This is a genomic window from Halomonas sp. MMH1-48 (assembly GCF_022348105.1).
GTDB classification, from domain to species: domain Bacteria; phylum Pseudomonadota; class Gammaproteobacteria; order Pseudomonadales; family Halomonadaceae; genus Vreelandella; species Vreelandella piezotolerans.
The window spans coordinates 186512-209151 of record NZ_JAKRFL010000003.1; the positions used below are offsets into that span (position 1 = coordinate 186512).

General features: G+C 59.6%; 22 protein-coding genes. 13 read left to right on the forward strand and 9 right to left on the reverse strand.

Annotation, left to right across the window (positions count from 1 at the left end):
* Positions 1 to 13: 13 nt before the first annotated feature.
* Positions 14 to 790 carry a ZIP family metal transporter gene (locus tag MHM37_RS04540; protein ID WP_139526478.1) on the forward strand — a complete coding sequence of 259 codons (777 nt, stop codon included), beginning with the start codon at positions 14 to 16 and terminating at the stop codon, positions 788 to 790.
* Between the two features lie 2 nt (positions 791 to 792).
* Here the strand turns inward: MHM37_RS04540 and MHM37_RS04545 are convergent, their stop codons facing one another.
* A complete protein-coding gene (locus MHM37_RS04545; protein WP_239295963.1) occupies positions 793 to 1806 on the reverse strand; it encodes an isocitrate dehydrogenase in 1014 nt (337 codons plus the stop codon).
* A gap of 500 nt (positions 1807 to 2306) precedes the next feature.
* Between MHM37_RS04545 and MHM37_RS04550 the strand changes: the two genes are divergently transcribed.
* Entirely contained in the window at positions 2307 to 3797 is a 1491-nt protein-coding gene (locus MHM37_RS04550; protein WP_139526480.1) for a SulP family inorganic anion transporter, read from the forward strand.
* A gap of 30 nt (positions 3798 to 3827) precedes the next feature.
* On the opposite strand, the gene MHM37_RS04555 is transcribed toward MHM37_RS04550, so the two are convergent.
* Genes MHM37_RS04555 through crcB (MHM37_RS04565) form a run of 3 tightly spaced genes read right to left on the reverse strand, consistent with a single transcriptional unit; the run spans position 3828 to position 5613 of the window.
* A complete protein-coding gene (locus MHM37_RS04555; RefSeq protein ID WP_239296055.1) occupies positions 3828 to 4814 on the reverse strand; it encodes an arsenic resistance protein in 987 nt (328 codons plus the stop codon).
* Between the two features lie 7 nt (positions 4815 to 4821).
* On the reverse strand, positions 4822 to 5217 hold the full coding sequence (gene crcB / locus MHM37_RS04560) for a fluoride efflux transporter CrcB (RefSeq protein WP_219861609.1): 396 nt from the start codon (positions 5215 to 5217) through the stop codon (positions 4822 to 4824).
* 18 nt (positions 5218 to 5235) lie between these two features.
* A complete protein-coding gene (crcB, locus tag MHM37_RS04565) occupies positions 5236 to 5613 on the reverse strand; it encodes a fluoride efflux transporter CrcB (protein WP_219861607.1) in 378 nt (125 codons plus the stop codon).
* A gap of 185 nt (positions 5614 to 5798) precedes the next feature.
* Between crcB (MHM37_RS04565) and MHM37_RS04570 the strand changes: the two genes are divergently transcribed.
* Positions 5799 to 6653, forward strand: a complete 855-nt coding sequence (locus MHM37_RS04570) for a universal stress protein (protein ID WP_153842582.1) — start codon at positions 5799 to 5801, stop codon at positions 6651 to 6653.
* A gap of 54 nt (positions 6654 to 6707) precedes the next feature.
* Here the strand turns inward: MHM37_RS04570 and MHM37_RS04575 are convergent, their stop codons facing one another.
* The gene (locus MHM37_RS04575; RefSeq protein WP_239295962.1) at positions 6708 to 8393 is read right to left on the reverse strand and encodes a 2-isopropylmalate synthase; all 1686 of its coding nucleotides are present in this window, start codon (positions 8391 to 8393) and stop codon (positions 6708 to 6710) included.
* Positions 8394 to 8642: 249 nt separating this feature from the next.
* Between MHM37_RS04575 and MHM37_RS04580 the strand changes: the two genes are divergently transcribed.
* Together MHM37_RS04580 and MHM37_RS04585 are read left to right on the forward strand one after the other, a co-directional pair.
* Positions 8643 to 9143, forward strand: a complete 501-nt coding sequence (locus MHM37_RS04580) for an Lrp/AsnC family transcriptional regulator (protein ID WP_153842583.1) — start codon at positions 8643 to 8645, stop codon at positions 9141 to 9143.
* Positions 9144 to 9200: 57 nt separating this feature from the next.
* Complete coding sequence (locus MHM37_RS04585) at positions 9201 to 9560, forward strand: RidA family protein (RefSeq protein WP_239295961.1); 360 nt, start codon at positions 9201 to 9203, stop codon at positions 9558 to 9560.
* Positions 9561 to 9570: 10 nt separating this feature from the next.
* Here MHM37_RS04585 and MHM37_RS04590 read toward each other — a convergent pair whose 3' ends face one another.
* From MHM37_RS04590 to MHM37_RS04605, 4 genes are all read right to left on the reverse strand, one after another.
* On the reverse strand, positions 9571 to 10434 hold the full coding sequence (locus MHM37_RS04590) for a MurR/RpiR family transcriptional regulator (RefSeq protein ID WP_239295960.1): 864 nt from the start codon (positions 10432 to 10434) through the stop codon (positions 9571 to 9573).
* On the reverse strand, positions 10424 to 12193 hold the full coding sequence (locus tag MHM37_RS04595) for an EAL domain-containing protein (protein WP_239295959.1): 1770 nt from the start codon (positions 12191 to 12193) through the stop codon (positions 10424 to 10426). The genes MHM37_RS04590 and MHM37_RS04595 overlap by 11 nt, the downstream gene beginning before the upstream one ends.
* Entirely contained in the window at positions 12190 to 14802 is a 2613-nt protein-coding gene (locus MHM37_RS04600) for an ATP-binding protein (RefSeq protein WP_239295958.1), read from the reverse strand. The genes MHM37_RS04595 and MHM37_RS04600 overlap by 4 nt, the downstream gene beginning before the upstream one ends.
* Positions 14803 to 14874: 72 nt before the next feature.
* On the reverse strand, positions 14875 to 16230 hold the full coding sequence (locus tag MHM37_RS04605) for an aldehyde dehydrogenase family protein (protein WP_239295957.1): 1356 nt from the start codon (positions 16228 to 16230) through the stop codon (positions 14875 to 14877).
* A 173-nt stretch (positions 16231 to 16403) separates the two neighbouring features.
* Here MHM37_RS04605 and MHM37_RS04610 point away from each other — a divergent pair, with 173 nt between their 5' ends.
* The 8 genes from MHM37_RS04610 (at position 16404) to MHM37_RS04645 (ending at position 22619) form a co-directional block, all read left to right on the forward strand.
* The gene (locus MHM37_RS04610; protein WP_239295956.1) at positions 16404 to 17552 is read left to right on the forward strand and encodes a GNAT family N-acetyltransferase; all 1149 of its coding nucleotides are present in this window, start codon (positions 16404 to 16406) and stop codon (positions 17550 to 17552) included.
* A gap of 82 nt (positions 17553 to 17634) precedes the next feature.
* The gene (gene ftsB / locus MHM37_RS04615) at positions 17635 to 17991 is read left to right on the forward strand and encodes a cell division protein FtsB (protein WP_139526492.1); all 357 of its coding nucleotides are present in this window, start codon (positions 17635 to 17637) and stop codon (positions 17989 to 17991) included.
* The gene (gene ispD, locus MHM37_RS04620; RefSeq protein ID WP_239295955.1) at positions 17991 to 18701 is read left to right on the forward strand and encodes a 2-C-methyl-D-erythritol 4-phosphate cytidylyltransferase; all 711 of its coding nucleotides are present in this window, start codon (positions 17991 to 17993) and stop codon (positions 18699 to 18701) included. Before ftsB ends, ispD begins: the two co-directional genes overlap by 1 nt.
* Positions 18701 to 19189, forward strand: coding sequence for a 2-C-methyl-D-erythritol 2,4-cyclodiphosphate synthase (gene ispF, locus MHM37_RS04625; protein ID WP_139526494.1), 489 nt, complete (start codon positions 18701 to 18703; stop codon positions 19187 to 19189). Before ispD ends, ispF begins: the two co-directional genes overlap by 1 nt.
* Complete coding sequence (locus tag MHM37_RS04630; RefSeq protein ID WP_139526495.1) at positions 19182 to 20222, forward strand: tRNA pseudouridine(13) synthase TruD; 1041 nt, start codon at positions 19182 to 19184, stop codon at positions 20220 to 20222. Before ispF ends, MHM37_RS04630 begins: the two co-directional genes overlap by 8 nt.
* A 24-nt stretch (positions 20223 to 20246) precedes the next feature.
* Positions 20247 to 20993 (forward strand): 5'/3'-nucleotidase SurE, encoded by a 747-nt coding sequence (gene surE / locus MHM37_RS04635; RefSeq protein ID WP_239295954.1) that lies wholly within the window; start codon positions 20247 to 20249, stop codon positions 20991 to 20993.
* Positions 20980 to 21657, forward strand: coding sequence for a protein-L-isoaspartate(D-aspartate) O-methyltransferase (locus MHM37_RS04640; protein WP_139526497.1), 678 nt, complete (start codon positions 20980 to 20982; stop codon positions 21655 to 21657). The genes surE and MHM37_RS04640 overlap by 14 nt, the downstream gene beginning before the upstream one ends.
* The gene (locus tag MHM37_RS04645; RefSeq protein ID WP_139526498.1) at positions 21654 to 22619 is read left to right on the forward strand and encodes a DUF368 domain-containing protein; all 966 of its coding nucleotides are present in this window, start codon (positions 21654 to 21656) and stop codon (positions 22617 to 22619) included. Before MHM37_RS04640 ends, MHM37_RS04645 begins: the two co-directional genes overlap by 4 nt.
* Positions 22620 to 22640: the final 21 nt, after the last annotated feature.

The following is a 22640-nucleotide window of genomic DNA, read 5'->3' on the forward strand; positions in this document are numbered from 1 at the left end:
TCAATGATTTCTCATGGAAAATACGCTGGTACTAGGAGTCGTAGGGAGTTTGGTGGCGGGGTCATTGACCGCGGTGGGGGCTCTGCCGGTACTGCTGGGAACCACGCCGAGTCGAGGGTTTCGAGATTTAGCGCTGGGTTTTGCCGCGGGTGTGATGCTGGCGGCCTCGTTTTTTTCACTGATCATTCCCGCACTCGACGCCGCTGAGATTTACTATGCTGGCGGGCCGGTGCCTGCGGCTCTCGTCTGCACTGCCATTTTGCTAGGTATGGGTGCCCTTGCCTTACTCAACGAAGGATTGCCCCACGAGCACTTTCAACAGGGGCGGGAAGGGCCCGAAGCCGCATCGCTGCGCCGCGTTTGGCTATTCGTGTTTGCCATTGCGATTCACAATCTGCCGGAAGGGTTAGCGGTCGGCGTTGGTTTTGGTGCCAATGGCCTAGAAGGAGGTATGCCGCTAGCGATAGGTATTGGCTTACAGAACATGCCGGAAGGGCTGGCGGTGGCCGTCGCGCTGATGGGCGAGGGTTACTCCAAGTGGCGCTCCTGGTCGATCGCCGCGTTGACCGGGCTCATCGAACCGATTGGGGGGCTCTTTGGTGCTAGCGTCGTCACCGTCTCCCAAGTACTGCTGCCTTGGGGGTTGGCGTTTGCGGCAGGGGCCATGCTCTATGTGATCAGCCATGAAATCATTCCCGAAACCCACCGCTGCGGCCATCAGAAGAAAGCGACGTTTGGCCTGGCGATGGGCTTGGTGATCATGCTGTTTCTCGATGTGTGGCTGGGCTAGGCTCAGCGTTGCAAGTGTTCTACGAGCGCCTGGGCAAAAGTATCGGTAGTGCCGGTGCCGCCCATATCGGGTGTCACCATGTCGCGGCGGTTTTCGAGCACGGCGCGAATCCCCTGACGAATGGCATCCCCCTTGGCGGTCATGCCGAGATGGTCGAGCATCTGGGCGGCGGCGAGCAGTAGGGCACAGGGGTTGGCAATTTTCTTGCCTGCAATGTCGGGGGCTGAGCCGTGTACCGCTTCGAAAATAGCTGCTTTCTCACCGATGTTCGCCCCTGGGGCGAGGCCCAAACCGCCTACGAGACCGGCGCAGAGGTCGGATAGAATATCGCCAAATAGGTTGGTGGTGACCACCACATCGAACTGATGAGGGTTCATGACCAGCTGCATACAGGCGTTATCCACGATCATCTCTTGGAATTCGATCTCGGGATACTCGCTGGCGATGTCGCGGGCTACGTCCAAAAACAGGCCGGAGCTGGTTTTGATGATGTTGGCTTTGTGAACGGCAGTGACTTTCTTGCGGCCGTTTTGCTTGGCGAGTTCAAAGGCGTAACGCACGATGCGCTCGGAGCCTTGGCGGGTCACTTTGATCACTGAAATGCCGGTGTTGCCGTCGTCAATCATCTCCTGGCCATCGGAGAGGTAGGCCCCTTCGGTGTTTTCCCGCACGGTGATCATGTCGATATCGTCGTAACGGGAGCGCGTGCCCGGAAAGCTGATGGCGGGACGCACGTTGGCATAGAGATCGAAGTGGCGGCGTAGCTGTACGTTGATCGATGAAAATCCCTTCCCAATCGGCGTGGTGAGCGGGCCTTTCAGAGCGATACCGTGCTTTTCGATGGCATCCAGCGAGGCTTGGGGAATCAGCGTGCCGTGTTTGTCGAGCGCGACCAAGCCCGCGTCGATGAATTCGTAGGTCAACCCGCACTCGAGTGCGTCGAGCACTTGCAGGGTGGCGTCCATGATCTCAGGGCCGATGCCATCACCTTTGATCACTGCGACTGTCTGGCTCATGTGCGGGTCCTCTCGTTCGATAGCGTGGGAAAGAATCAAGATGTCGAGAAGGCGACGGTAATATCGCCATGCAAGTGCCATGGTAAGCCAAGCTTAGGGGGCAGGTCATCGTCTAAACGTCTAGGGAGGCGGGTGTCAATCGGCCTGTTTGCTGGTAGAATGCCGCGCTCACGGCGACCAGCACGTCTGGCCTCTCGCCTGAATAACGATGATAGAACAGCAAGGTGTAACCATAATGAACAATGCATGGGCATTCATTGCTCTGCCGACTTCAGGGCTGATGACTCCACCCTAGGTTTTTCCCTCCTTATCAGCGCCATGATGCTTGTCGCGTCATCCCGGCGCTATGGCACTCCGATGCCGCTATTTGGCTACCGACGCGTGTGCGTCTTCGTTCGGTAGCATTCATTCGACAAGCTATGACTAATGTGTGCTCATTTGCTGCCTCTGTGCGGCTATGGCACGCACTATCTTTAAACCTCAAACCATGGACTCCCTGAATGGCACCTTTCAGCAAGCATGAGTGGTTTTCTAACATCAAGGGCGACACGCTGTCCGGTATTGTCGTCGCGCTGGCGCTCATTCCTGAAGCGATCGCCTTTTCGATCATTGCTGGCGTGGACCCGAAAGTAGGGCTCTATGCTTCGTTCTGTATTGCGGTGGTGATCGCCTTTACCGGTGGCCGCCCAGGTATGATTTCTGCCGCGACAGGGGCGATGGCGCTGCTGATGGTGACGCTAGTGAAAGAGCACGGGCTAGAGTACCTGCTGGCCGCCACGCTGCTGACCGGCGTGCTGCAAATCATCGCGGGTTACCTGCGGCTGGCGGAACTCATGCGGTTCGTATCTCGCTCGGTGGTCACCGGGTTCGTGAATGCGCTGGCGATTCTGATTTTCATGGCGCAACTGCCGGAGCTGACCAACGTGACGTGGCACGTGTATGCCATGACGCTGGTAGGCCTGGGCATTATCTATCTGTTCCCCTATCTGCCGATGATCGGAAAATCGGTGCCTTCGCCGCTGGTATGCATCGTGGTACTGACGGTGGTGTACATGGTGAGCGGTATGGATATTCGCACCGTGGGGGATATGGGCGAGCTGCCGGATACGCTGCCGGTTTTCCTGTGGCCAAACGTGCCGTTGAACCTTGAAACGCTGATGATCATTTTCCCCTATGCTGTGATGTTGGCCGTGGTGGGTCTGCTTGAGTCGATGATGACGGCCACCATTGTAGATGACCTTACCGATACGCCTAGTGATAAAAATCGCGAGTGTAAAGGCCAAGGCATCGCCAACATTGGGGCGGGTTTTATGGGCGGCATGGCCGGTTGTGCGATGATCGGCCAGTCGGTGATCAACATCAAGTCGGGCGGCCGGACGCGCCTATCGACACTGATTGCGGGCGTGGTGCTTCTGCTGATGGTGGTATTCCTAGCAGACTGGGTGTCGCAAATTCCCATGGCAGCGCTGGTGGCGGTGATGATCATGGTCTCGATTGGCACCTTTAGCTGGGAGTCCATTCGCGATCTGAAGAAGCACCCGTTGAGCACCAATATCGTCATGCTGGCAACGGTGGCCGTCACGGTCGGTACCCACAATCTGGCGATCGGGGTTTTCGTGGGCGTACTGCTGGCGGCGCTGTTTTTTGCCAACAAAGTCGGCAACATCATGTACGTTGGTTCGAAAGAGGTAGAGGCCGGCAAACAGCGCGAGTATCAGGTGGTGGGGCAGGTGTTTTTTGCCTCATCCGAGCGTTTTATGGCTGCGTTCGACTTCAAAGAGAGCATCGACAAAGTCACCATTGATTTATCGAAAGCGCACTTTTGGGATGTGACCGCCGTTCAGGCACTGGACCGCGTGGTGATCAAGTTCCGTCGCGAAGGCACCGAGGTAGACCTAGTGGGCTTGAGCGAAGCAAGCGCCACTGTCGTGGATCGCTACGCCGTTCATAACGACCCGGAAGCGGTCGATAAACTGATGGGCGGCCATTAATCCTCACGGGCATACTGTCATCGCCGACGCTTACTTGCCGTGAGCGTCGGCTTTTTTTGTGTCTTTGCTGGGAATTAGACGCTTCGGTACCCAGCGAAGGTATGCCACCATACCCAGTAACTCGACCAGCGATTGGCACACGATGATGACCACCGCGGCTTGCCAGCCATTGGGTAGGGTGAGAGCGATGGGCAGCATGACGAAGGAATTACGGGTGCCGAAGCTAAACACCAGTGTGCGTGTGCTGGTGGGCGGCAGTTGAAAGAGGTGGCCAAGCGCTTTGCCGAGCAGCGCCGCGACGATCAAGAAGCCTATGAAGATCAACACTGCGTGCCCGAGTAGCTGACGCAGGGTCAACACCTGTGTGACCTGAGTCGCCGCAATGATCAGCAACACGCAGGCTAAAAGCGGTACCGGCATCCATCCCAGTGCTCGGGTAGCCCGTTCGATAGTGGCGAATCTCTGCGCTGCGCGCTCCGTGAGCCAGGCGAGCAGCAGGGGCAGCACTATCAAGCTCAAAAAGGCGCTCAGTAACGTAGGGGAGAGTGTTAATTGCAACCATTCGCTGCCTAGCAATAGCCATAGATAGGCAGGTAGTGCCACCATCTGCACGAGCAATAAAAGGGGTGTCGCGGCAATGGCGCGGGCTGCGTCGCCTTGGCCTAAGTGCGTAAAGGTAATAAACCAGTCGGTGCAAGGCATCAGCAGCACCAATAAAACGCCTGCCAGCACGGGCAGCGGCAAGGGAATCCACACCACCAACACCCCCAGCAGTGCAGGAATCACGACAAAATTACCTATCAACAGCGCCGCTATGAAGCGCGTATCTTGAAGACCCTGCTTTATTTGCAGCAGCGGGATTTGGGTGAACGTGGCGAAGAGCAGTAAACCGAGCAGCGGCCATAGTGCCTGCTCAAACGCTGCCATTGGTTCTGGAGCCAATAGGCCAAGGCAAAGTCCGAGCGCGATAAACGCCAGATAAATCCATGACTGCTGCTGTTCGAGCTGTTCACGTATCAAGAGCTTAGGCCACTGGTTGGTTTAAAAAGGCCAAGCGCTCGCCCATCCAGGCGGCGGCTACGCACAGCGGTAAGCTGCCTATACCGTAGAGCAGCGCCAGCCCTAGGCTGCCCTGCTGGGCCAAGTGCAGCGTTTCCAGGCTAAACAGTGAGAAGGTGGTGAATCCCCCGCAGAAACCTGCCATTAGCAGCGGTTGCTGTCGTGCCAGCGCGCTTTGGGGCAGGCGGGTCGTCGTCGCGGCGAGCCAGCCGATGAGGCAAGAACCCAACACGTTGACCAGCAATGTCCCCCAAGGGAAGTGGCCACCCAGCACGGCCATCGACGCCAGCGAAACGCCATAGCGCAGCACGCTGCCCAGAGCGCTGCCAAGGCCAACGGCAAGATAGGCGTTAAGATTCATCGAGGGCTCCTCTGCTCTTCAAGCCTGGGCCAGCCACCAGCCCAGCGCTGCCGTGGCGACGCCCAACAGTAGCGTGGCGACCATGTTGAGGGCGGCGCGCAACGCCTGGCCGCGCTGCCATAGCTCGAGGGTCTGTAAGCTAAACGACGATACCGTGGTATAGCCGCCGAGCAGACCCGCTAGCGCAAATAGCCAAAACGGCTGTGTGTTGGGCACGCCGTAAACGCCTAGCAGCCAGCCTGCCAGCAGCGCTCCGCTAGCGTTGACGACGAGTGTTCCCCAGGGGAAGGCGTTGCCCAGTAAGCGGGCCATGGTATTGGAGATCGCAAAGCGTCCCAATCCTCCCAGTGCACCGCCCAGTGCGACGAGTAATAGACTCGTGATGCCGTGCCCCATGCTACGCCTCGCGCTGTCGTGGTGAAATCGCTAGGCGGCTAAGTGTAGCATTGCGACGGGAGGGACGCAGAAGTCGGCCATTACTCAAAAAAGCCGGTGCTACGGTGTTGCCGATCCACCTCTTCGTGTACAAAAGAGTCAGAATGACGATCACTGTTCATGCACCCGTGTAAGGAGACACCCACATGTCTGACTACGTGTTAGCCGCCATCGATGGTTCCCACTACTCAGAAAGTGTCTGTGACTATGCGGTGTGGGCCGCCACGGCGCTCTCGGCTCCGCTGCGTTTTCTGCACACCGTCGATAACCATGCCCAAGTCGCCGAGCCCGATCTGACCGGCCATCTTGGCCTAGGCACCCGCGAGCACCTCTTGGAACAGCTTTCGGACATCGAAGAGCAGAGGGGAAAGCTCGCCCGCGAGCAGGGGCGTTTGATGCTGGATGCTGCCAAAGCGCGCAGCGAGGCAGCCGGTTTTGCAGACACTCCCTGCATGCAGCGTAACGGCACATTGGTGGATACCTTGGCGGAGCATGAAAAAGAGCTCCGCCTGTTGGTGCTCGGCAAACGAGGAGAAACGGCGCACCAGGCCAGCGGCCATCTAGGGTCTAACCTCGAGCGCGTCGTTCGCGAGCTGCATCGGCCCATATTAATGGTGCCGAAGGCATTCGCCCCACCCAAGCGCATTCTGATGGCCTTCGATGGCAGCAAAACCGCCCGCAAAGGGGTAGAAATGCTGGCAAAAAGCCCGCTATTCGAAGGCGCTGAGTGTCACGTGGTGATCGTGGGGGCCGAAACCGCCGAGAATCGCTCGCAGCTCGAGTGGGCCACCGAGACGCTTCGGTCGGCAGGACACCACACCGAAGGCGCCATTCGAGCGGGAGACGTCGAAGAAGCGCTGCGTGCTTATAAAGAGGAAAAAGGGATCGACCTGCTCGTGATGGGCGCGTACGGTCACTCGCGCATTCGTCATCTGCTGGTGGGTAGCACTACCACGGCGATGTTGCGTAATGCCCACTTACCGGTGTTGATTTTACGCTGATGTAAAGCGATGGTCGCCCGGCCGCCGCGCGTTTGGCAGCGGCCGGGGTACCGATCAGGCGGTGCTACTAGCCACTTCCCGCTGCTCGGCGCGAGCGGGCTGAGTCGCATTAATCCCCGACAGCACGGCTTTGAGCGATGCGCTCACCGTATCGCTATCCTCCGCTACGGCACACACCCGCTGACCATCGATGTTGAGCTGCACGAAGGCAATGGCGTTGGCTTCGCTGTCGCCGCCCAGTGAGTGTTCGCTGTAATCGAGAATGGCGACGTGGCTACCCGTATGGCGTCTCCAGGCATCGGTGAACGACGACATGGCGCCATTTCCGGTCCCTGATAAGCGCAGCGTGTCGGCACCCTGCCACAGCGTGATGTCGATCCCTTCCTGCTGTCCCTTCGAGAGTCGATAGTCGGCGAGGGACAGCGGCGCACCATGGGAGAAATGGTCGAACATCACCTGTCGAATCATTTCGCTGGAGAGCTCGCTATTACGGCGTTCGCTCTCTTGTTGTACGTAGGGGGCCAGCGCGAGCATCATCCAACGAGGCAGGCTGATGCCGTAGTCGCGCTCCAACAGAAAGGCCATGCCGCCTTTGCCCGACTGGCTGTTAACCCGAATGACGGCTTGATAGTCCCGCCCGATATCGTGCGGGTCGATGGGCAAATAGGCCACTTGCCACGGTTCGTCGGGTTTTTGGTGCTTGAGCGATTTACGAATCGCATCCTGGTGACTGCCAGAAAAGGCGGTATACACCATCTCACCTACCCAGGGGTGACGGGGATGCATGGCAATCCCTGTACACTCGTGCACCACCTGAATGATCTCGTCGGGGTTGGAAAGATCCAGCTTGGGATCGATACCCTGGCTGTAGAGGTTCATGGCCAGCGTAACGATATCCATGTTGCCGGTGCGTTCACCGTTTCCCAGTAAGGTGCCTTCGACACGGTCGGCCCCCGCCAGTAGTGCAAGCTCTGCCGACGCTACGGCACCACCCCGATCATTATGGGTATGCACCGAAATGATCACGCTATCGCGGCGACTGATGTGCTGGCAGAAGTACTCGATCTGATCGGCGTGATGGTGGGGGCCTGCCACTTCCACGGTGGTGGGCAGGTTGAGAATGCACTTGTTGTCTGGGGTGGGCTGCCAGACATCCATCACCGCTTCGCAGATGGCCAGGGAGAAATCGATCTCGGTGCTGGAGAAGCTCTCCGGCGAGTACTGGAAGCGCCAATCGACGTCGGGGTATTGGGCCGCATAGGTCTTGACCCACGTTGCGCCTTGCACGGCGATATCGGTGATACCGTCGCGATCCATCTCGAACACCCGCTCCCGTTGGATCGTGGACGTGGAGTTGTACAGGTGGATGATGGCGCGCTTGACGCCCACCAATGACGCAAACGTTTTTTCGATCAGGTGTTCGCGGCACTGCACGAGCACGGCGATGGTCACGTCGTCAGGAATTTGATTCTCTTCGATCAGCCAGCGCACGAAATCGTAATCCGGCTGGCTGGCGGAGGGAAAGCCGACCATCACTTCTTTGATACCGACCTTGATGATCTGATGCCAGAAGCGCTGTTTCTGCTCTACCGTCATCGGCTCGAGCAGGGCCTGGTTGCCATCGCGTAGGTCTTCACTCACCCAGATGGGCGCTTGAATCAGCTCCCGGTCGGGCCACTGGCGGTCGAACGCGGGCACCCGGGGAGCAGGACGGTATTTGCGATGATCAAAAGCAGGCATGGTGAATTTCCTGAGAACGGTGAGTTGTTTGGGGCGGCCGCTGGTGGCGCAAGCCGCTGTGGCGTGCTCTTCCGGGTCAGGGAGAGCCTAGGGAGGACGCCTGGGTAAGGCGTCAATCGAGGACTGCTTTTGGCAGTCAACATAGTCTACGACACACGGCGCGAAAGGTTATTGCGAAAATATGGCGTTAGCGCAAAAAAATGGCAGAATATATCGAATCAAGTTCTTATTTTGGTAGGAGATATCGCTGTGGCCAACGCGCCTTTGACTCTCGACCGTTTTGATCGCCGCATCCTCGACGTGTTGCAACAGGAGGGGCGTATCAGCAATCAGGAACTGGCCGAACGCATTGGACTGTCCCCCTCGCCGTGCTTACGGCGCGTGCGAGCCCTGGAAGAGCACGGCTTGATCACCCAGTATCGAGCGGTGGTCGATGCGCGCCCGCTCGGCTTTCAACTCATGGCGCTGCTGCATATCTCGATGGATCAGCACACCCCCGAGCGCTTCGATAACTTCGAGCGTCATATCCGTAACATTCCCAACGTGGTGGAGTGTTTGATCATTACCGGGCAAGCGGCGGATTTTCAGCTCAAAATTCTGGTGAGAGACATGGACGATTATCAACACCTGCTGCTCCATGTGATCAACCGCATCGAAGGCGTCACCGGCGCCCATACGAGTTTCGTGCTGCGCCGGGTGTTCGAGCATCGCCCCGTGCCTACCTCATACTCGCTGGCTAACGAAGCGTAGGCAGCGGCGGAATAGCGGTTTACACTGCTTTTTTTCATCTAGCCAGGAGTTCGATCTATGCATATTCAGCGTCATGATACAAAAGCCCGCATGAGCCGTGCCGTGATACATCAGGGGGTGGCCTATTTATGCGGTCAGGTAGCAGGCCCCGAGGCTCGCCACGGCGATATCAAAGCACAAACCGAGAGCATGCTGGCGCGCGTCGATGCGCTTTTAAAAGAGATCGGCTCTAGCCGAGAACAACTGCTAAGTGCCACGATTTACTTGAAAGATGGCAGCGATTTCGCCGCCATGAACGAGATATGGGATGCCTGGGTACCGGAAGGCCATGCACCGGCACGCACCTGCGTATGCGCGCCGATGCCTGCCGATGAGCTGAAAGTCGAGATTACCGTGACGACGGCCGTGGGTGCGTAACTGCTATCGCTTATTTGACAGGCTTTTCTGCCGGAAAGCGGGTGTCGCGTAGGCTGTCTTTGATCTTTTTTAGGTGCGGCAGAAAATCTTCGCCGCGCCTGAGCGTGACGCCCGTGGCCAGGGCATCGATCAGCGTCAGTTGAATGACCCGAGACGTCATCGGCATGTAGTGGTCGGTATCTTCAGGGGTGGTGACTTCCAGCGTGGCCGTGCACTCCTGAGCGAGCGGAGAGTGGGGCGCGGTGATGCCCAGCACTACGGCGCCTGCTTCCCTGGCTACCTTGGCAATGTCGACCAGCTCACGGGTACGCCCAGTGTAGGAGATGATCACTACCACATCGCCGGTATGGCAAGCGGCTGCCACCATTCGCTGCATCAGCACGTCGACGTAGGCCATCACCGGTAGGTTGAAGCGGAAAAACTTATGCTGGGCGTCTTGCGCCACGGCGCCGGAGGCACCCAATCCAAAAAAGTGGATCTGTTTGGCTTGCGTCAGGTAATCCACCATCCTTTCGACGGCGGCCATGTCCACTTCCCGCTGCGCTTCGTCTAGCGCCGCAATGGTCGCCCCAAAGATTTTATGGGTGTACTGAGTAGCGGTATCGCCCGGCTCGACGGCACGGGTGACGTAGGGCGTGCCGCCTGCCAAGCTCTGGGCCAGCTTGATTTTGAAATCGGGATAGCCCTTGGCGCCGAAGTTGCGACAGAAGCGGTTGACGGTCGGTTCACTGACGCTCGCCGCTTGAGCAAGGCTGGCGATGCTCAGGCTGGTGGCCGCTGCGGGGTCTTCCAGAATGACGTTCGCAACTTTACGCTCTGAGCGATTCAACTCTTCCAAGCGTTCCCGTAAGCGGTCTAGCAGGTCATGCGCCATTAACTGACTCCGTGGCAAGCGTTAGGTGTGAAGAAGGTGTCCAGTCCCTGCACCAGCGATAGAACTCATCGGCAGGCAATGGACGAGCATAGTAATACCCCTGAGCAGCTTCGCAACCAATTGAACGTAAGTAGTCGGCCTGCGCAGCCGTTTCGATACCCTCGGCGACCACGTCGCAGCCCACGGCATGGGCAAGCTGGGTGATGGTGAGAGCCAAATGGCGATCGATGGCGTCCTCCTCCAGGTCCATCACGAAGGCGCGATCGATTTTCAGCGTCGAGAAGGGCAGCGTTTTGACATACGCCAGTGACGAGTGCCCGGTACCAAAATCATCGATGGCCACGGCAATGTTCACTTCTGCCAACTGCGCGAGCTGGATGCGCGCATTGTGCATATCGCTGAGCAGACCCGATTCGGTGACTTCCAGGGCAAAGAACCTTGCCGGGATGCCATGATTGGCCAGTCGCGCCAGCAGGTTCTCGGCAAAGTCCTTACGCGCTAGCTGACGTGCTGCTACGTTCACGGCAATATGGAAATCGTCGTCCAACAGTCCCTTGGCCCGCCAGTCGGCAATATAGCGCATGGCTTCCTCGAGTACCCACTCGCCAATCGAGAGGATATCACCGCTGGCTTCTGCCAGGGGAATGAAGTCGCCAGGGGAGACGTGGCCCAGCTCTGGGTGGTGCCAGCGTAGCAGCGCTTCGGCGCCCACTACGCGCTGAGTTTCGAGTGACAGCTTGGGTTGGAAGGCCAGGGACATTTCCCCTCGCTGTGTGGCGCCGCGAATGGCCTGCTGTAGGTGCAACCGATGTCGCTGCTGGTTTTCCAGAGCTTCATTGTAGCTTTGCAGTCGCAGTGTGCCGCTCTGCGGAAGTGCCAGGGCGGCCATGTGCACCAAGCGCTCGATGTCGAACTGGCCCTGCGACCAACTGATACCAATACGCGCGTTAAGCGGCAGTAGCAGGTCGTCTAGGGACTGGTCGTGTTCGAAGCAGTCGAGCAGCCGTGAAGCGAGCTGACGCAGCTCGCTCAGCTCGGCCGTTGGGGTAATCACCAGCAGCTCGCTGCCGCCCCACAGCCCGAGTGTGCTGCTAACGTCCAACTGGCCGTCGAGCCGGTGGCTAATGTGCACCATGAGCTGGTCGGCAATGCCGTAGCCATGTAAACGCACGACATCATCGAGGTGATCCAGCGCGATAAACAACAACCCCGTGGGACAGCCCTGTTGCGCCGCGTCGGCCAAGCGTTGTGTCAAGGCGCGACGGTTGGGTAGCTGGGTGATAGGGTCGGTGCGTGACTGGCGATCCAACTCCTCGGTGCGCTTGGCCACCATCTCCTCCAGCGTCTCGGCCTGCTGGTCGCGAACACGATAGCGGTGCTCCACGCTCAACGTGTTGTGAATCCGCTGAAGCACTTCATCGTGTTTGAAGGGTTTGGTCAGAAAGTCCCTTACACCCATGCTCAGCGCGCGATGGCGGGTTTCGTCATCGATTTGTGCGGTCAGCACGATGATTGGCGGCGCATGCTCGGCAAACGTCGCCTGCAGTTGCTCCATCACGCTGTAGCCATCTAAATGAGGCATACGGATATCGAGCAAGATGAGATCCGGCATCGCTTGCTGACAATGTTGCAGGACTTGGCGAGGATCGCTTAGACCATGCACGTTATCGAATCCATGATCGTCGAGCAGATCTAGCAGTAGCTCGACGTTGATGCTGTTGTCATCCACTACCAGCAGGTGTTTGTTCATGAACGTCATGGCGCCTTCCTTGGTATGGCGTCTGTAGACACATAGCGTCTCAGTGTCGCCGAGAACTGATCGATGTCGAGCGGCTTCGTGAGGTAATCGACAAACCCTGCCGCTAGGCCGTGCGCTCGGTCACGCTCCATGGCGTTGGCCGAGAGGGCCACCACTGGAATGTGACGTAACGAGGCATCTTTTTGAATTGCATCCAGCGCCTGATAGCCGTTCATGCCGGGTAGGTGAATGTCCATCAGCACCAGATCCGGAGGAGAGTAGCGCATGAGATCGAGCCCTAGCTCGGCGCTGGTGACGGTCTGTAGCCGCACCTGGTCAAAGTCCTCCATGATATCTTCCATCAAGCGCTGGTTGGTGGGGTTGTCTTCGATATAGAGTAGGTGATGACGCTGGCCAGGGGCGGCGCTGGCCAGCGTCATCGGCAAGGGCGTCTCGCTAAGCGCATCGGCCTCGGTGATGGGGAGGGTAAACCAGAACGTCGCGCCTTGGCCGGGTGCACTCGTCACGCCAATTTGGCCCTGCATTCGCTCCACTAATTCTCGGGTGATCGCTAACCCAATACCCGTCCCCTCGATGGTGCCATGCTCGGCATCGAGCCGATTGAAGGGTTCGAAGAGCTCGTGCTGTCGCTCTGGTGCGATACCATGCCCGGCATCCGTGACGCGAACGCACACGTCGTTGCCCCGTTGATCGACGGCAATCCGGATCGAGCCCTGGGGGCGATTATATTTGATGGCATTGGAGAGTAAGTTGAGCAATACCTGCTTGGTGCGGGTGTAATCCGCGGCGACCCACCAAGGCGCAGGGAGTGGCTCGCGCTGAAGCACTAGCCCTGATGCCTCGATATTGGCTTCTAACGTGTTGCAGGCATCCTCGATCACGCTCTCTATCGCGATCGGCTCGATGGAGAGCGCCATGTGGCCGGACTCGATTTTAGCCAAATCGAGCACTTCGTTGATCAAGCTAAGCAGGTGCTGCCCACTTTTCTGGATTTGCCCTACCTGTCGCTTCTGCTTGTCGCTGAGCGGCTCGCGCCGTCCTTTGCCAAGCAGCTGCGCAAAACCAATGATGGCATTGAGCGGCGTACGTAGCTCGTGGCTCATGGACGAGAGAAATTCGCTCTTCGCCCTATTGGCCTGTTCGGCTTGGTCCCTCGCCGCCGCGAGGTCCATGGTGACCTGCTCGCGCTCTGCCATCTGTCGATAGAGGTTGATCAGCAGCGCGCAGGTATCGGTAAACGGCTGAAGCCAGTGTAACAACGAATGGTTCAGCGTTTGTTGGCTGTTGGCAATGGCGAACATGCCTATCAATTTATCGCCACTGAAAATTGGCGCGCCCAGGTAATTATCGATACGCGGGTGGCCCGGTGGAAAGCCGCCGCGTTTGGCGTGACGATAAACGTCGTCGGTGATCACCACGTCGCCGTGGGCAAACACGCGGCCTAACAGCGAGTCGGGATTGGTCAGCACCATATCCCCAGTGCGCAGCTGTTCCATCAAATGGCGCGATTCATCGCTCCAAGAGAGATCGGTAATGGCGTGGAGCTTGAGCGTATTGGTGGTGCTCGTTGGCATTACTTCGCCAATCAGCGCGTAATCGCTGTCAGTCAGCTCGCGCAATGCCTCCATGAGAAAGGTCCAGAGCTGCTCGCCGGACATTAGCGCCTGATAATCGGTAATGCCCTGGTGCAGCACTTTCAGCAGGCTCTGCTCTTTATGCATGCGGTGATTGGCGTCGTAAACGTCGCTCAGGTTGGTCAAAATACCAAGGAATTCCACCACGTCGTTCTGCTCATTATGGATGGCGTTGACCGCTAGATGAACGGGAACGAGGTGGCCTTCTTTGTGCAACGCCTCTACTTCGCGACCCCGTCCAATGACATTAGGGTTACTGCCTGCCAAAAAGCGCGCAATGAATTGGTCATGTTCGGCGCGAATCGCGGCCGGGGTCAGCATCGAGACGTTACGACCCAACACCTCGGCTCTGGTATAGCCCAACATGGTGAGTGCAAAAGGGTTGATGCTCAGCACGTTGCCAGCTAGGTCGATTCGCACGATGCCGGTGGCACTCTCGTTGAACAGCGCCTCGTAACGACGCGTGGTTTGCGACAAGGTGTGGCGCATTTGATGCTGGCGCAACAGTTCGTCCACTTGCCCTGCCAGGCTGGCCAGTAGCTGTCTATCCCGCGTCGAGAAAGCGCGTGGCCGATCACTGATCAAACATAGCGTACCCACGGCCAGCGAATCGGAAGGCCTGAGCGGGTGCCCCGCATAGAAGCGGAGATGCGGTTTCCCGGTGACGAGCGGGTTATCGGCAAAGCGCGGATCGCTCTGGGCATCTTCGATGACCAGCGGCGTATCGGCGGCGATGGCGTGGGCACAAAAAGAGACCTCTCGGCTGGTTTCGCAGATGGGTAGCCCCGGGTGAGACTTGAACCACTGGCGCTCTTCGTCGACCAGTGACACGAGTGCCATCGGCACGTCAAACAGGTCCCGGGCAAGCTGTGTCAGACGCTCGAAGGCGTCGTCGGCCGGGGTATCGAGGATGCTCAACGCGCGCAAGGCCGTCAGGCGCTGTGTTTCATTCTCCGGTCGCTTGGCGGCTTGCATGGCGTTTCCTAGACGTGAGGGGGGGATTGAAAAAAACGTATTAAATAAATATCGGACATTAATCCCCTAGCTTTAGCCAAGACGCAGCAAATGCAGCAGCCAGCGATGATAGGGCGGTCTTAACCAGCCGCTATTGGAGCGCTTGGGCTGGTAGAACACGCTACGTTGGTGGCTAAAGCGTTCAAACCCGTGGCGGCCGTGGTAAGCGCCGCTGCCACTCTCGCCAACGCCACCAAAAGGAAGAGTCGGTACGGCGTGGTGAAGGAGGGTCTCATTGAACACCAACGCCCCGGAACACGTTTGATGGCGAAGCGTCTCCTGCAGCGCCTTCTGGTGGGTGAAGGCATATAGCGCCAAGGGGCGAGGGCGTGCATTGATCAGCCGAATGGCATCATCGATATGTTTGACGCTGATCACCGGTAGCGCCCGCCCAAAGATCTCCTCTTGCATGAGCGATAAGCTCTGCTGCGGGTCGATGACCAACGCCGGCGCGTGGGGTCCGTGTTCGAGCACGCGACAACCGCGCGCTCGGGCATCATCGAGCAGCCGTTCGATTCGTGCGTGGTGGGCGTCGCTGACGTAGCCGGTGGCGTCTTTGGCATCGGGTCGCTGGCGGCGAATGGCTCGTTCCAAGGCGTGGGTTAGAGCGTCCAAGCGGCGGCTCTCAACGATGACGTAATCCGGCGCGATACAGGTTTGTCCTGCGTTGAAACCTTTACCGAAGATAATCGCCTCAGCGGCGCTGTCGAGGTCCGCATCACTGGCCACCAGCGCTGGTGATTTGCCGCCTAGCTCCAACGTGACCGGTGTTAAGTTGGCGGCGGCAGCCGTCGCGACCTGCCTGCCTATCTGGGTCGACCCGGTAAACACCAGATGGTCGAACGCCAGCGCGCTGAACGTCTTGGCGACGTCGGCCCCGCCCTCGATCACGCAGAACTCCTCTTGCGTGAAGTGTTGGGGAATCAGCTTGGCGAGCAGTGCGCTGGTGTGGCGAGCGTGCTCGCTGGGTTTGAGCATCACCGTGTTGCCAGCCGCTAGCGCATCGATGGCGGGCATCATGCTAAGGCTCCAAGGATAGTTCCAGGGAGACATTACCCCCACGACGCCCAGCGGCTGAGGAGCGACTCGGGCGCGCGCTGGCCAGAGCCGCAGCGGAACGCGTGCGCGACGAGGGCGCATCCAGTGCCACAGGTGGCGGCGCGCATAGCGAGCGGCATGAAGGACGGGAAGAATTTCAGCGAGATGGATTTCGATTTCGCTGCGCTGGCCGAAATCGAGCTGGATGGCTCGCACGATGTCGTGCTGATGGCGTTTCGTCATGCGGGCGAGGCGCGCCAAGCGCTCGCGCCGTACGGCCAGCGTGGGAAAAGGCGCCGGGCCTGCCGCCTCGCGCTGCGCCTGTAACGTATCCGTTAAATCGCGGTTCATGGCCTCTCCTTAGGGGTATACTGACTGCCGACGATACGCAGGGCCAGGCGACCTTGAAACGCTGTCTGAGCAGGATCGACAATTGTTTACAAACTAGGCGCTTCACACGCGTCAGCGGCCGGAGTGGTACAGTAAGGCATACGCCATCTGTGCCAGTGTGCCAGGGAGATGTTATGCCTTCTCGTCCGCTCTCCTACTCCATTCTACCTGCCATCGAGGCCGTTGCGGCAAGCCAGTGGGATGCGCTCGGGTGTGACGAACAGCCTTTTTTACGTCACGGGTTTTTACACGCGCTGGAGGCCAGCGGCTCCGTCAGCACGGCCACCGGCTGGGAGCCTTGTCATCTGTGTGTCTGGCAGGGCGAGGCGCTGGTGGGTGCGCTGCCAATGTACCGTAAGTACCATTCCTATGGGGAGTACGTGTTCGACTGGGGGTGGGCCGACGCGCTGGAGCGCGCCGGCGGCGATTATTACCCCAAGGCGCTGAGTGCGATACCTTTCACGCCAGTGCCAGGCCCTCGTACCTTGATCGCGCCAGACGCCGATGCCGACGCCGTTCGAGCCCAGTTGGCGATAGGCTGGCGGGAGCAGTGTGACACCCTGGCGCTGTCGAGTTGGCACCTGCTGTTTGCCGAAGAGCCGGAAGTCGAGGCGTGGCAGCGCCACTGCCCTGATCTGATCGCTCGGGAAGGCGTACAGTTTCAGTGGCGAGATCGTGGTTTCGGTGATTTCGAAGGCTTTCTCGCCAGCCTCACTTCCAAGCGGCGGAAAATGATCAAGCGTGAGCGGCGTTTAGTGGCCGACCAGGGCATTACCCTGCACCGTTTGGAAGGCGAGGAGATCCGCGATGTCGACATGGCGCATTTTTACCGCTGCTACACCATCACTTACCACGAACGCGGACGCCCGCCCTACCTCAATCACGCCTTCTTCGAACGTTTGCGTCACGTGATGCCCGAGTCGCTGATGCTGGTGCAGGCGCGGCTAGCGGGGCGTCCCGTCGCCGCAGCGCTCTATTTCCAGGGAGGCAAGACGCTCTACGGTCGCTACTGGGGGAGTGAGGTCGTCGCCGACTGTCTGCATTTCGAAGCGTGCTACTACCAGGGCATCGACGCGTGCTTGGCCAAGGGCATGACGCTATTCGATCCCGGCACCCAGGGCGAACACAAGCTCGTGCGGGGGTTTGCTCCCCAGCGGGTTCGTTCGCTGCACTATTTGGCCCACCCGGGGTTGGCCGCTGGCGTGGCGCAGTTTTGTCAGCAAGAGGGTGTCCATATCATGGCCTATCGCCGCGCCGCCGAAGATGCTTTACCGTTCAAGTAACGCCTACCGCGTCGCGGCTCGCTGGACTCTGCCCTTAATGGCATAATGCGCGCCGTTTCCGCTTTCACGAAGGATGTCTGGGATGCACAAATGGCTCGTGGGCCTGCTACTGACCGTGTTGGGGTTGCTACAGTACCAACTTTGGCTGGGCAACGGCGGCTGGCAAGATCTGCAGCAGGTGGAGCAGCGGGTGGCCCTGCAGGAGGCGGCCAATGATCCGCTGCGTGAACGCAACGCACGGCTGGCGGCGGAAGTCACCGATTTGAAAACCGGGTTGGATGCCATCGAGGAACGCGCCCGCAGCGACATGGGCATGGTGCGCACCGACGAGCAGTTCTTCTGGGTGCCGGGCGTGGCCATCGAAAACGAGTTGGTCGGCATTCATGCCGGGCTAGTCGCTCAGCCCGGTGTCATTCCAGCCGACGGTGAGAGCGAGTGATGCAGACCTCGCCGCTTTGGCTCGTTGTGCCTGCGGCCGGGCAGGGGAAACGAATGGGCGCCGACAAGCCCAAACAGTACCTTCCCCTGGAAGGCCAACCCATCTTGGCGCACACCCTTGCACGTCTGCATGATGCCTTCCCTCAGGCGCATTTAGTGCTTTGCCTGGACCCAGAGGATCACTGGTTTCGGCCAGACTGGGTACCGTTCACTCACTGGCAGCAGGTGCCCGGCGGTATAGAACGGATGGATAGCGTGATGAACGCACTGGAGGCCATCGCGGCCAACGACAGCGACTTGGTCATGGTGCACGACGTCGCGCGACCTTGTATCACCCGCGCCGATCTGCACGCCTTGTATCGGGCGGCCCAGTCTCATCCCAGTGGTGCCCTGCTGGCCATGCCGGTAGCAGATACCATGAAGCGCGATCAGGGGGACCAACTAAGCCACGCCACCGAACCCCGTGATGGCCTGTGGCACGCGCTGACGCCGCAAGGGTTTCGCTATGCGCTGCTGAGGCGCGCGCTGACCAAGGCCCAGCAGCAGGGCTCCGTGGTCACGGATGAAGCCTCGGCCGTCGAGGCGTTGGGGGAAGCTCCCCAGCTCGTTAGTGGGCGGCGCGATAATATGAAAGTCACCCACCCTGACGATTTAGCGTTGGCAACGGCCATCATGGCAGCCCAGCGCAGCTCAAGTAACAGGAGTTTCTAATGCGAATTGGCCACGGCTTCGATGTACACCGCTTTGGGCCGGGTGATCATTTGATGATCGGTGGCGTCAAGCTGCCGTTCGAACAGGGCTTCGTTGCCCACTCCGATGGCGATGTGCTGCTCCACGCCATCAGCGATGCGCTGCTCGGCGCCTGTGCGCTGGGCGATATTGGCCGCCACTTTCCCGATACCGACCCGGCATGGAAAGGCGCGGACAGTCGCGGCTTACTTCGTCATGTGGTCGCGCTGGTGAGGGACGAAGGGTTCGACGTCGTGAACCTGGACGCTACCATCATGGCGCAAGCGCCCAAAATGGCGCCGCACATCGAGGCCATGCGTGCCGCGATTGCCGAGGAAATAGGCGTGACGCTGGGGCAGGTCAACGTTAAAGCCACCACCACCGAACGTCTTGGCTTTACCGGGCGGGGGGAAGGGATCGCCGCCGAAGCGGTGGTGCTGCTGGCCGCGCAAGAGGCATCGAATGCTTGATCTCCCCGCCTGGCAGCGCAGCTTGACGCCGACATTCGGCGTGCCTGCGCCCGGCCAGTATCGCGCTCGGCCGGAAGACTTCATCGTCGATGAACAGCTCGACTTTACCCCGGAGGCTCACGGCGAGCATCTGTGGCTACGCCTTGAAAAGCGTAACCAAACCACGTTAGATGTGGTGAAACTGCTCAGCCGTTTGTGCGGTGTCACCCCGCGCGATATCGGCTACTCCGGTATGAAGGATCGCGTGGCCGTTGCGCGCCAGTGGCTGAGCGTTCATCTGCCCGGTCGCGAAGCGCCTGAGGACTTAACTGCCACGCTTGGCGCTGCGGGCGTCACGGTGCTGGCCATGGCGCGTCATCCGCGAAAGCTAAAGCGGGGCGTGCACCGCACGAATCATTTTACGCTGCGCCTAAGTGGCGACGCGGTTCGCCCAAACGATTTATTGCCACGTTGGGAAGCGCTCTGCGCCCAAGGTGTCCCCAACTACTTTGGCCACCAGCGGTTTGGCGCTGGAGCGCGCAATCTGCAGCGCGCCGCCGCCGTACTGGCCAAAGGTTGGCGCAAACGCGATGATCGCCAGGGGATGATGCTTTCGACCGCGCGCAGCTTTCTGTTCAACGAGCTGCTCAGTGCCCGACTGGCAGACGGTAACTGGTGCCAGCCCGTCGCGGGCGATACCTTGATGCTTGATGGCACGCAAAGCGTGTTTTCCATCGATGACGTCGAGGAGAGCCTGGTGGCACGCGCCGCCGCGCTGGATGTTCATCCCACGGGCGTTTTGTGGGGTGTGGGCGGCGGGGCGCACGGTGATGCGGGCCGTTACGAAGCGCAACTGGCGGCACGCCATCCTGCGCTGTGCGCCGGCCTCGAGCAGAGCGGCGTCAAGCGTGGACAGCGTGCGCTGCGTGCCCGGCTGATCGCGCCTCAGGCCAACTTCGAACAAGAGTCCGTGCTACTCTCGTTCGCGCTGCCCCGAGGCAGTTTCGCGACGGCGGTGATTGGCGAATTGATTCATCATCCCGACACGGCATGACGCCGAAGTAAGAAGGAGGTTCTGATGCGGCGACTGCTGCTTTCCAACGATGACGGCGTCCATGCTCCTGGCTTACGTGCGCTCTACGAGGCGCTTTTGCCCCATGCCCATTTGCGTGTGGTCGCCCCGGATCGCGACCGTAGCGGCGCAAGTAACTCGCTCACGCTGTCGCGTCCGCTGTCGCTCACCGCGCTAGAGAACGGTTTTTACAGTGTCGATGGCACACCCGCGGACTGCGTTTATCTGGGCGTCAACGGCGTGTGGGACGAGCGTCCGGATCTGGTCATCTCGGGTATCAATCATGGCAGTAACCTGGGGGACGACGTGCTTTACTCGGGCACAGTGGCCGCCGCGATGGAGGGACGCAATCTCGGCATGACGGCCATCGCCATGTCGCTATGCGGCACCCAGCACTTTGCCACGGCAGCCAAGTTTGCTGCCAGCTTGATCGGCGCGGCCGACCAGCTCTCGCTGCCGCCGCGCACGCTGCTGAACGTGAACGTGCCAGACGTTCCCTGGGAAGTGATCAAGGGTGTCAAGGTCACGCGTCTCGGCTATCGTGGGCCCGCAGAAAAACCGGTGCCCGTCAAAGACCCCCGAGGGCGTACGCGCTACTGGATCGCGCCTGTGGCGGCGAATGCGGATGACGGAGAGGATACTGACTTTGCCGCCGTCGATGCAGGCTATGTGTCGATCACGCCGCTGCAAACCGATTTAACGCGCCACCCGGCGCGTCGTGATGTGCAGGATTGGTTGGATGCCTTTGCCTGATCTATCCCCTAGGGAGCTGCGCGGGCGGGGCATGACCTCTCAGCGCACTCGAGATCGTATGATCGAGCGCCTGGTCCAGCAAGGCGTGAGCGACCCGCGCGTACTGGACGTCATGGCCAGCGAGCCTCGCCATCTGTTCGTCGACGAAGCGCTGGCCCATCGCGCTTATGAAGACACCGCACTGCCCATTGGCTTCGGCCAAACGCTGTCGCAGCCGCTAACGGTGGCGCGCATGACGGAGTTAGTGCTGCGCGCATCGCCCCGGTGCGTGCTAGAAGTGGGCACTGGCTCAGGCTATCAAACACTGATTCTATCGCGGCTGGTAGAAACGCTTTACTCCGTGGAGCGAATCTATACCCTGCACGAGCGTGCCGCCGAACGTCTTTGGCGGCTGCAAGCACCGGCCACGCTGGCCGTCGCCGATGGCGGTGAGGGGTGGCCGGAAGCAGCCCCTTTCGACGTCATCCTGCTCACCGCTTGTGCGCAAACGCTGCCTGAGGCGCTGCTGGAACAGCTCCGCCCCGATGGCGTGATGATCGCGCCGCTGGAAGAGCCAGACGGCAGCCAGTGGCTGACCCAAATCAAGCGGATTGGCTCCGCCTTCGAAAAGCGCCGCTTAGAACCCGTGCGTTTCGTACCTTTATTGCAAGGAGTGGTGGATTGAAGCGTCGACCCCTAGGACTGTTTTTGCGAGGCGCTGGGATGGGCGCGGCCGATGCCGTTCCCGGCGTCTCGGGAGGCACGATTGCCTTTATTACCGGTATTTACGAAGAACTCATCGATACCATCAAGCAGTTTGGCCCCAGCGCCCTTGGCGCATGGCGCCGCGGCGGCTGGAAAGGGCTGTCGCAGCATTTGAACGTGGCCTTTTTGCTGCCGCTGCTGCTGGGTGTGGCGGTCAGCTTGTTCAGCGTTGCCCACTTGGCGCTGTGGCTGATGGAGGCCTATCCGCTACTGTTGGAAGGCTTCTTTTTTGGGCTGGTCGCGGCGTCGGCCTTGGTGGTCGGTCAAGCCGGTGATCGATGGAAAATTTGGTACTTGCTGCCGCTGCTCATCGGCTTGATGCTCGCCGAATGGTTGCCGAGCCTAATGCCGCTGGTGCTCATGGTGGGTAACGAGTCGCTAGTCGTCATCCTGGCGGGTGCCATTGCGATCAGTGCCATGTTGCTGCCCGGCGTATCGGGCAGCTTTTTACTGCTGACGATGGGGCTCTACGGCACCATCATGGGGGCTATTCGCAGCTTCGACATCGGTATTATCATACTGTTTGGAATGGGCTGTGTGGTGGGGCTGGCACTCTCGTCGCGCCTGCTATCGTGGCTGCTACGGCGCTACCATGGCGCGACGTTGCAGCTGCTGCTGGGCTTCATTATCGGCTCGCTACCGGTTCTCTGGCCCTGGCGTGAACTGTTACGCTACCAGCTAGGCCCCGATGGGCAGATGATCCCGCTGGCTTACCGCTATTTGTTACCCAGCGATTACGCCGTGCTGACAGGGGCGTCGGCACAGGTAACTGGCGTGATAACGTTGATGGTCGTCGGTGCGCTACTCGTCGTAGCGCTCAACCGGCGTGCGGCCACTCATGCCCAGCATCACTCGACAGATAATCGTTCCATTGATCGTTAGCACGGCGTTGAACAGGAGTAG

Coding starts and splice junctions, on each gene's coding strand:
- MHM37_RS04545 (WP_239295963.1), bottom strand. CDS start 1,806: ATGAGCCAGACAGTCGCAGTGATCAAAGGTGATGGCATCGGCCCTGAG.
- ftsB (WP_139526492.1), top strand. CDS start 17,635: ATGCACAAATGGCTCGTGGGCCTGCTACTGACCGTGTTGGGGTTGCTA.
- MHM37_RS04550 (WP_139526480.1), top strand. CDS start 2,307: ATGGCACCTTTCAGCAAGCATGAGTGGTTTTCTAACATCAAGGGCGAC.
- ispF (WP_139526494.1), top strand. CDS start 18,701: ATGCGAATTGGCCACGGCTTCGATGTACACCGCTTTGGGCCGGGTGAT.
- surE (WP_239295954.1), top strand. CDS start 20,247: ATGCGGCGACTGCTGCTTTCCAACGATGACGGCGTCCATGCTCCTGGC.
- MHM37_RS04600 (WP_239295958.1), bottom strand. CDS start 14,802: ATGCAAGCCGCCAAGCGACCGGAGAATGAAACACAGCGCCTGACGGCC.
- MHM37_RS04610 (WP_239295956.1), top strand. CDS start 16,404: ATGCCTTCTCGTCCGCTCTCCTACTCCATTCTACCTGCCATCGAGGCC.
- MHM37_RS04570 (WP_153842582.1), top strand. CDS start 5,799: ATGTCTGACTACGTGTTAGCCGCCATCGATGGTTCCCACTACTCAGAA.
- crcB (WP_219861609.1), bottom strand. CDS start 5,217: ATGAATCTTAACGCCTATCTTGCCGTTGGCCTTGGCAGCGCTCTGGGC.
- MHM37_RS04585 (WP_239295961.1), top strand. CDS start 9,201: ATGCATATTCAGCGTCATGATACAAAAGCCCGCATGAGCCGTGCCGTG.
- ispD (WP_239295955.1), top strand. CDS start 17,991: ATGCAGACCTCGCCGCTTTGGCTCGTTGTGCCTGCGGCCGGGCAGGGG.
- MHM37_RS04590 (WP_239295960.1), bottom strand. CDS start 10,434: ATGGCGCATGACCTGCTAGACCGCTTACGGGAACGCTTGGAAGAGTTG.
- MHM37_RS04575 (WP_239295962.1), bottom strand. CDS start 8,393: ATGCCTGCTTTTGATCATCGCAAATACCGTCCTGCTCCCCGGGTGCCC.
- MHM37_RS04630 (WP_139526495.1), top strand. CDS start 19,182: ATGCTTGATCTCCCCGCCTGGCAGCGCAGCTTGACGCCGACATTCGGC.
- crcB (WP_219861607.1), bottom strand. CDS start 5,613: ATGGGGCACGGCATCACGAGTCTATTACTCGTCGCACTGGGCGGTGCA.
- MHM37_RS04605 (WP_239295957.1), bottom strand. CDS start 16,230: ATGAACCGCGATTTAACGGATACGTTACAGGCGCAGCGCGAGGCGGCA.
- MHM37_RS04640 (WP_139526497.1), top strand. CDS start 20,980: ATGCCTTTGCCTGATCTATCCCCTAGGGAGCTGCGCGGGCGGGGCATG.
- MHM37_RS04540 (WP_139526478.1), top strand. CDS start 14: ATGGAAAATACGCTGGTACTAGGAGTCGTAGGGAGTTTGGTGGCGGGG.
- MHM37_RS04595 (WP_239295959.1), bottom strand. CDS start 12,193: ATGACGTTCATGAACAAACACCTGCTGGTAGTGGATGACAACAGCATC.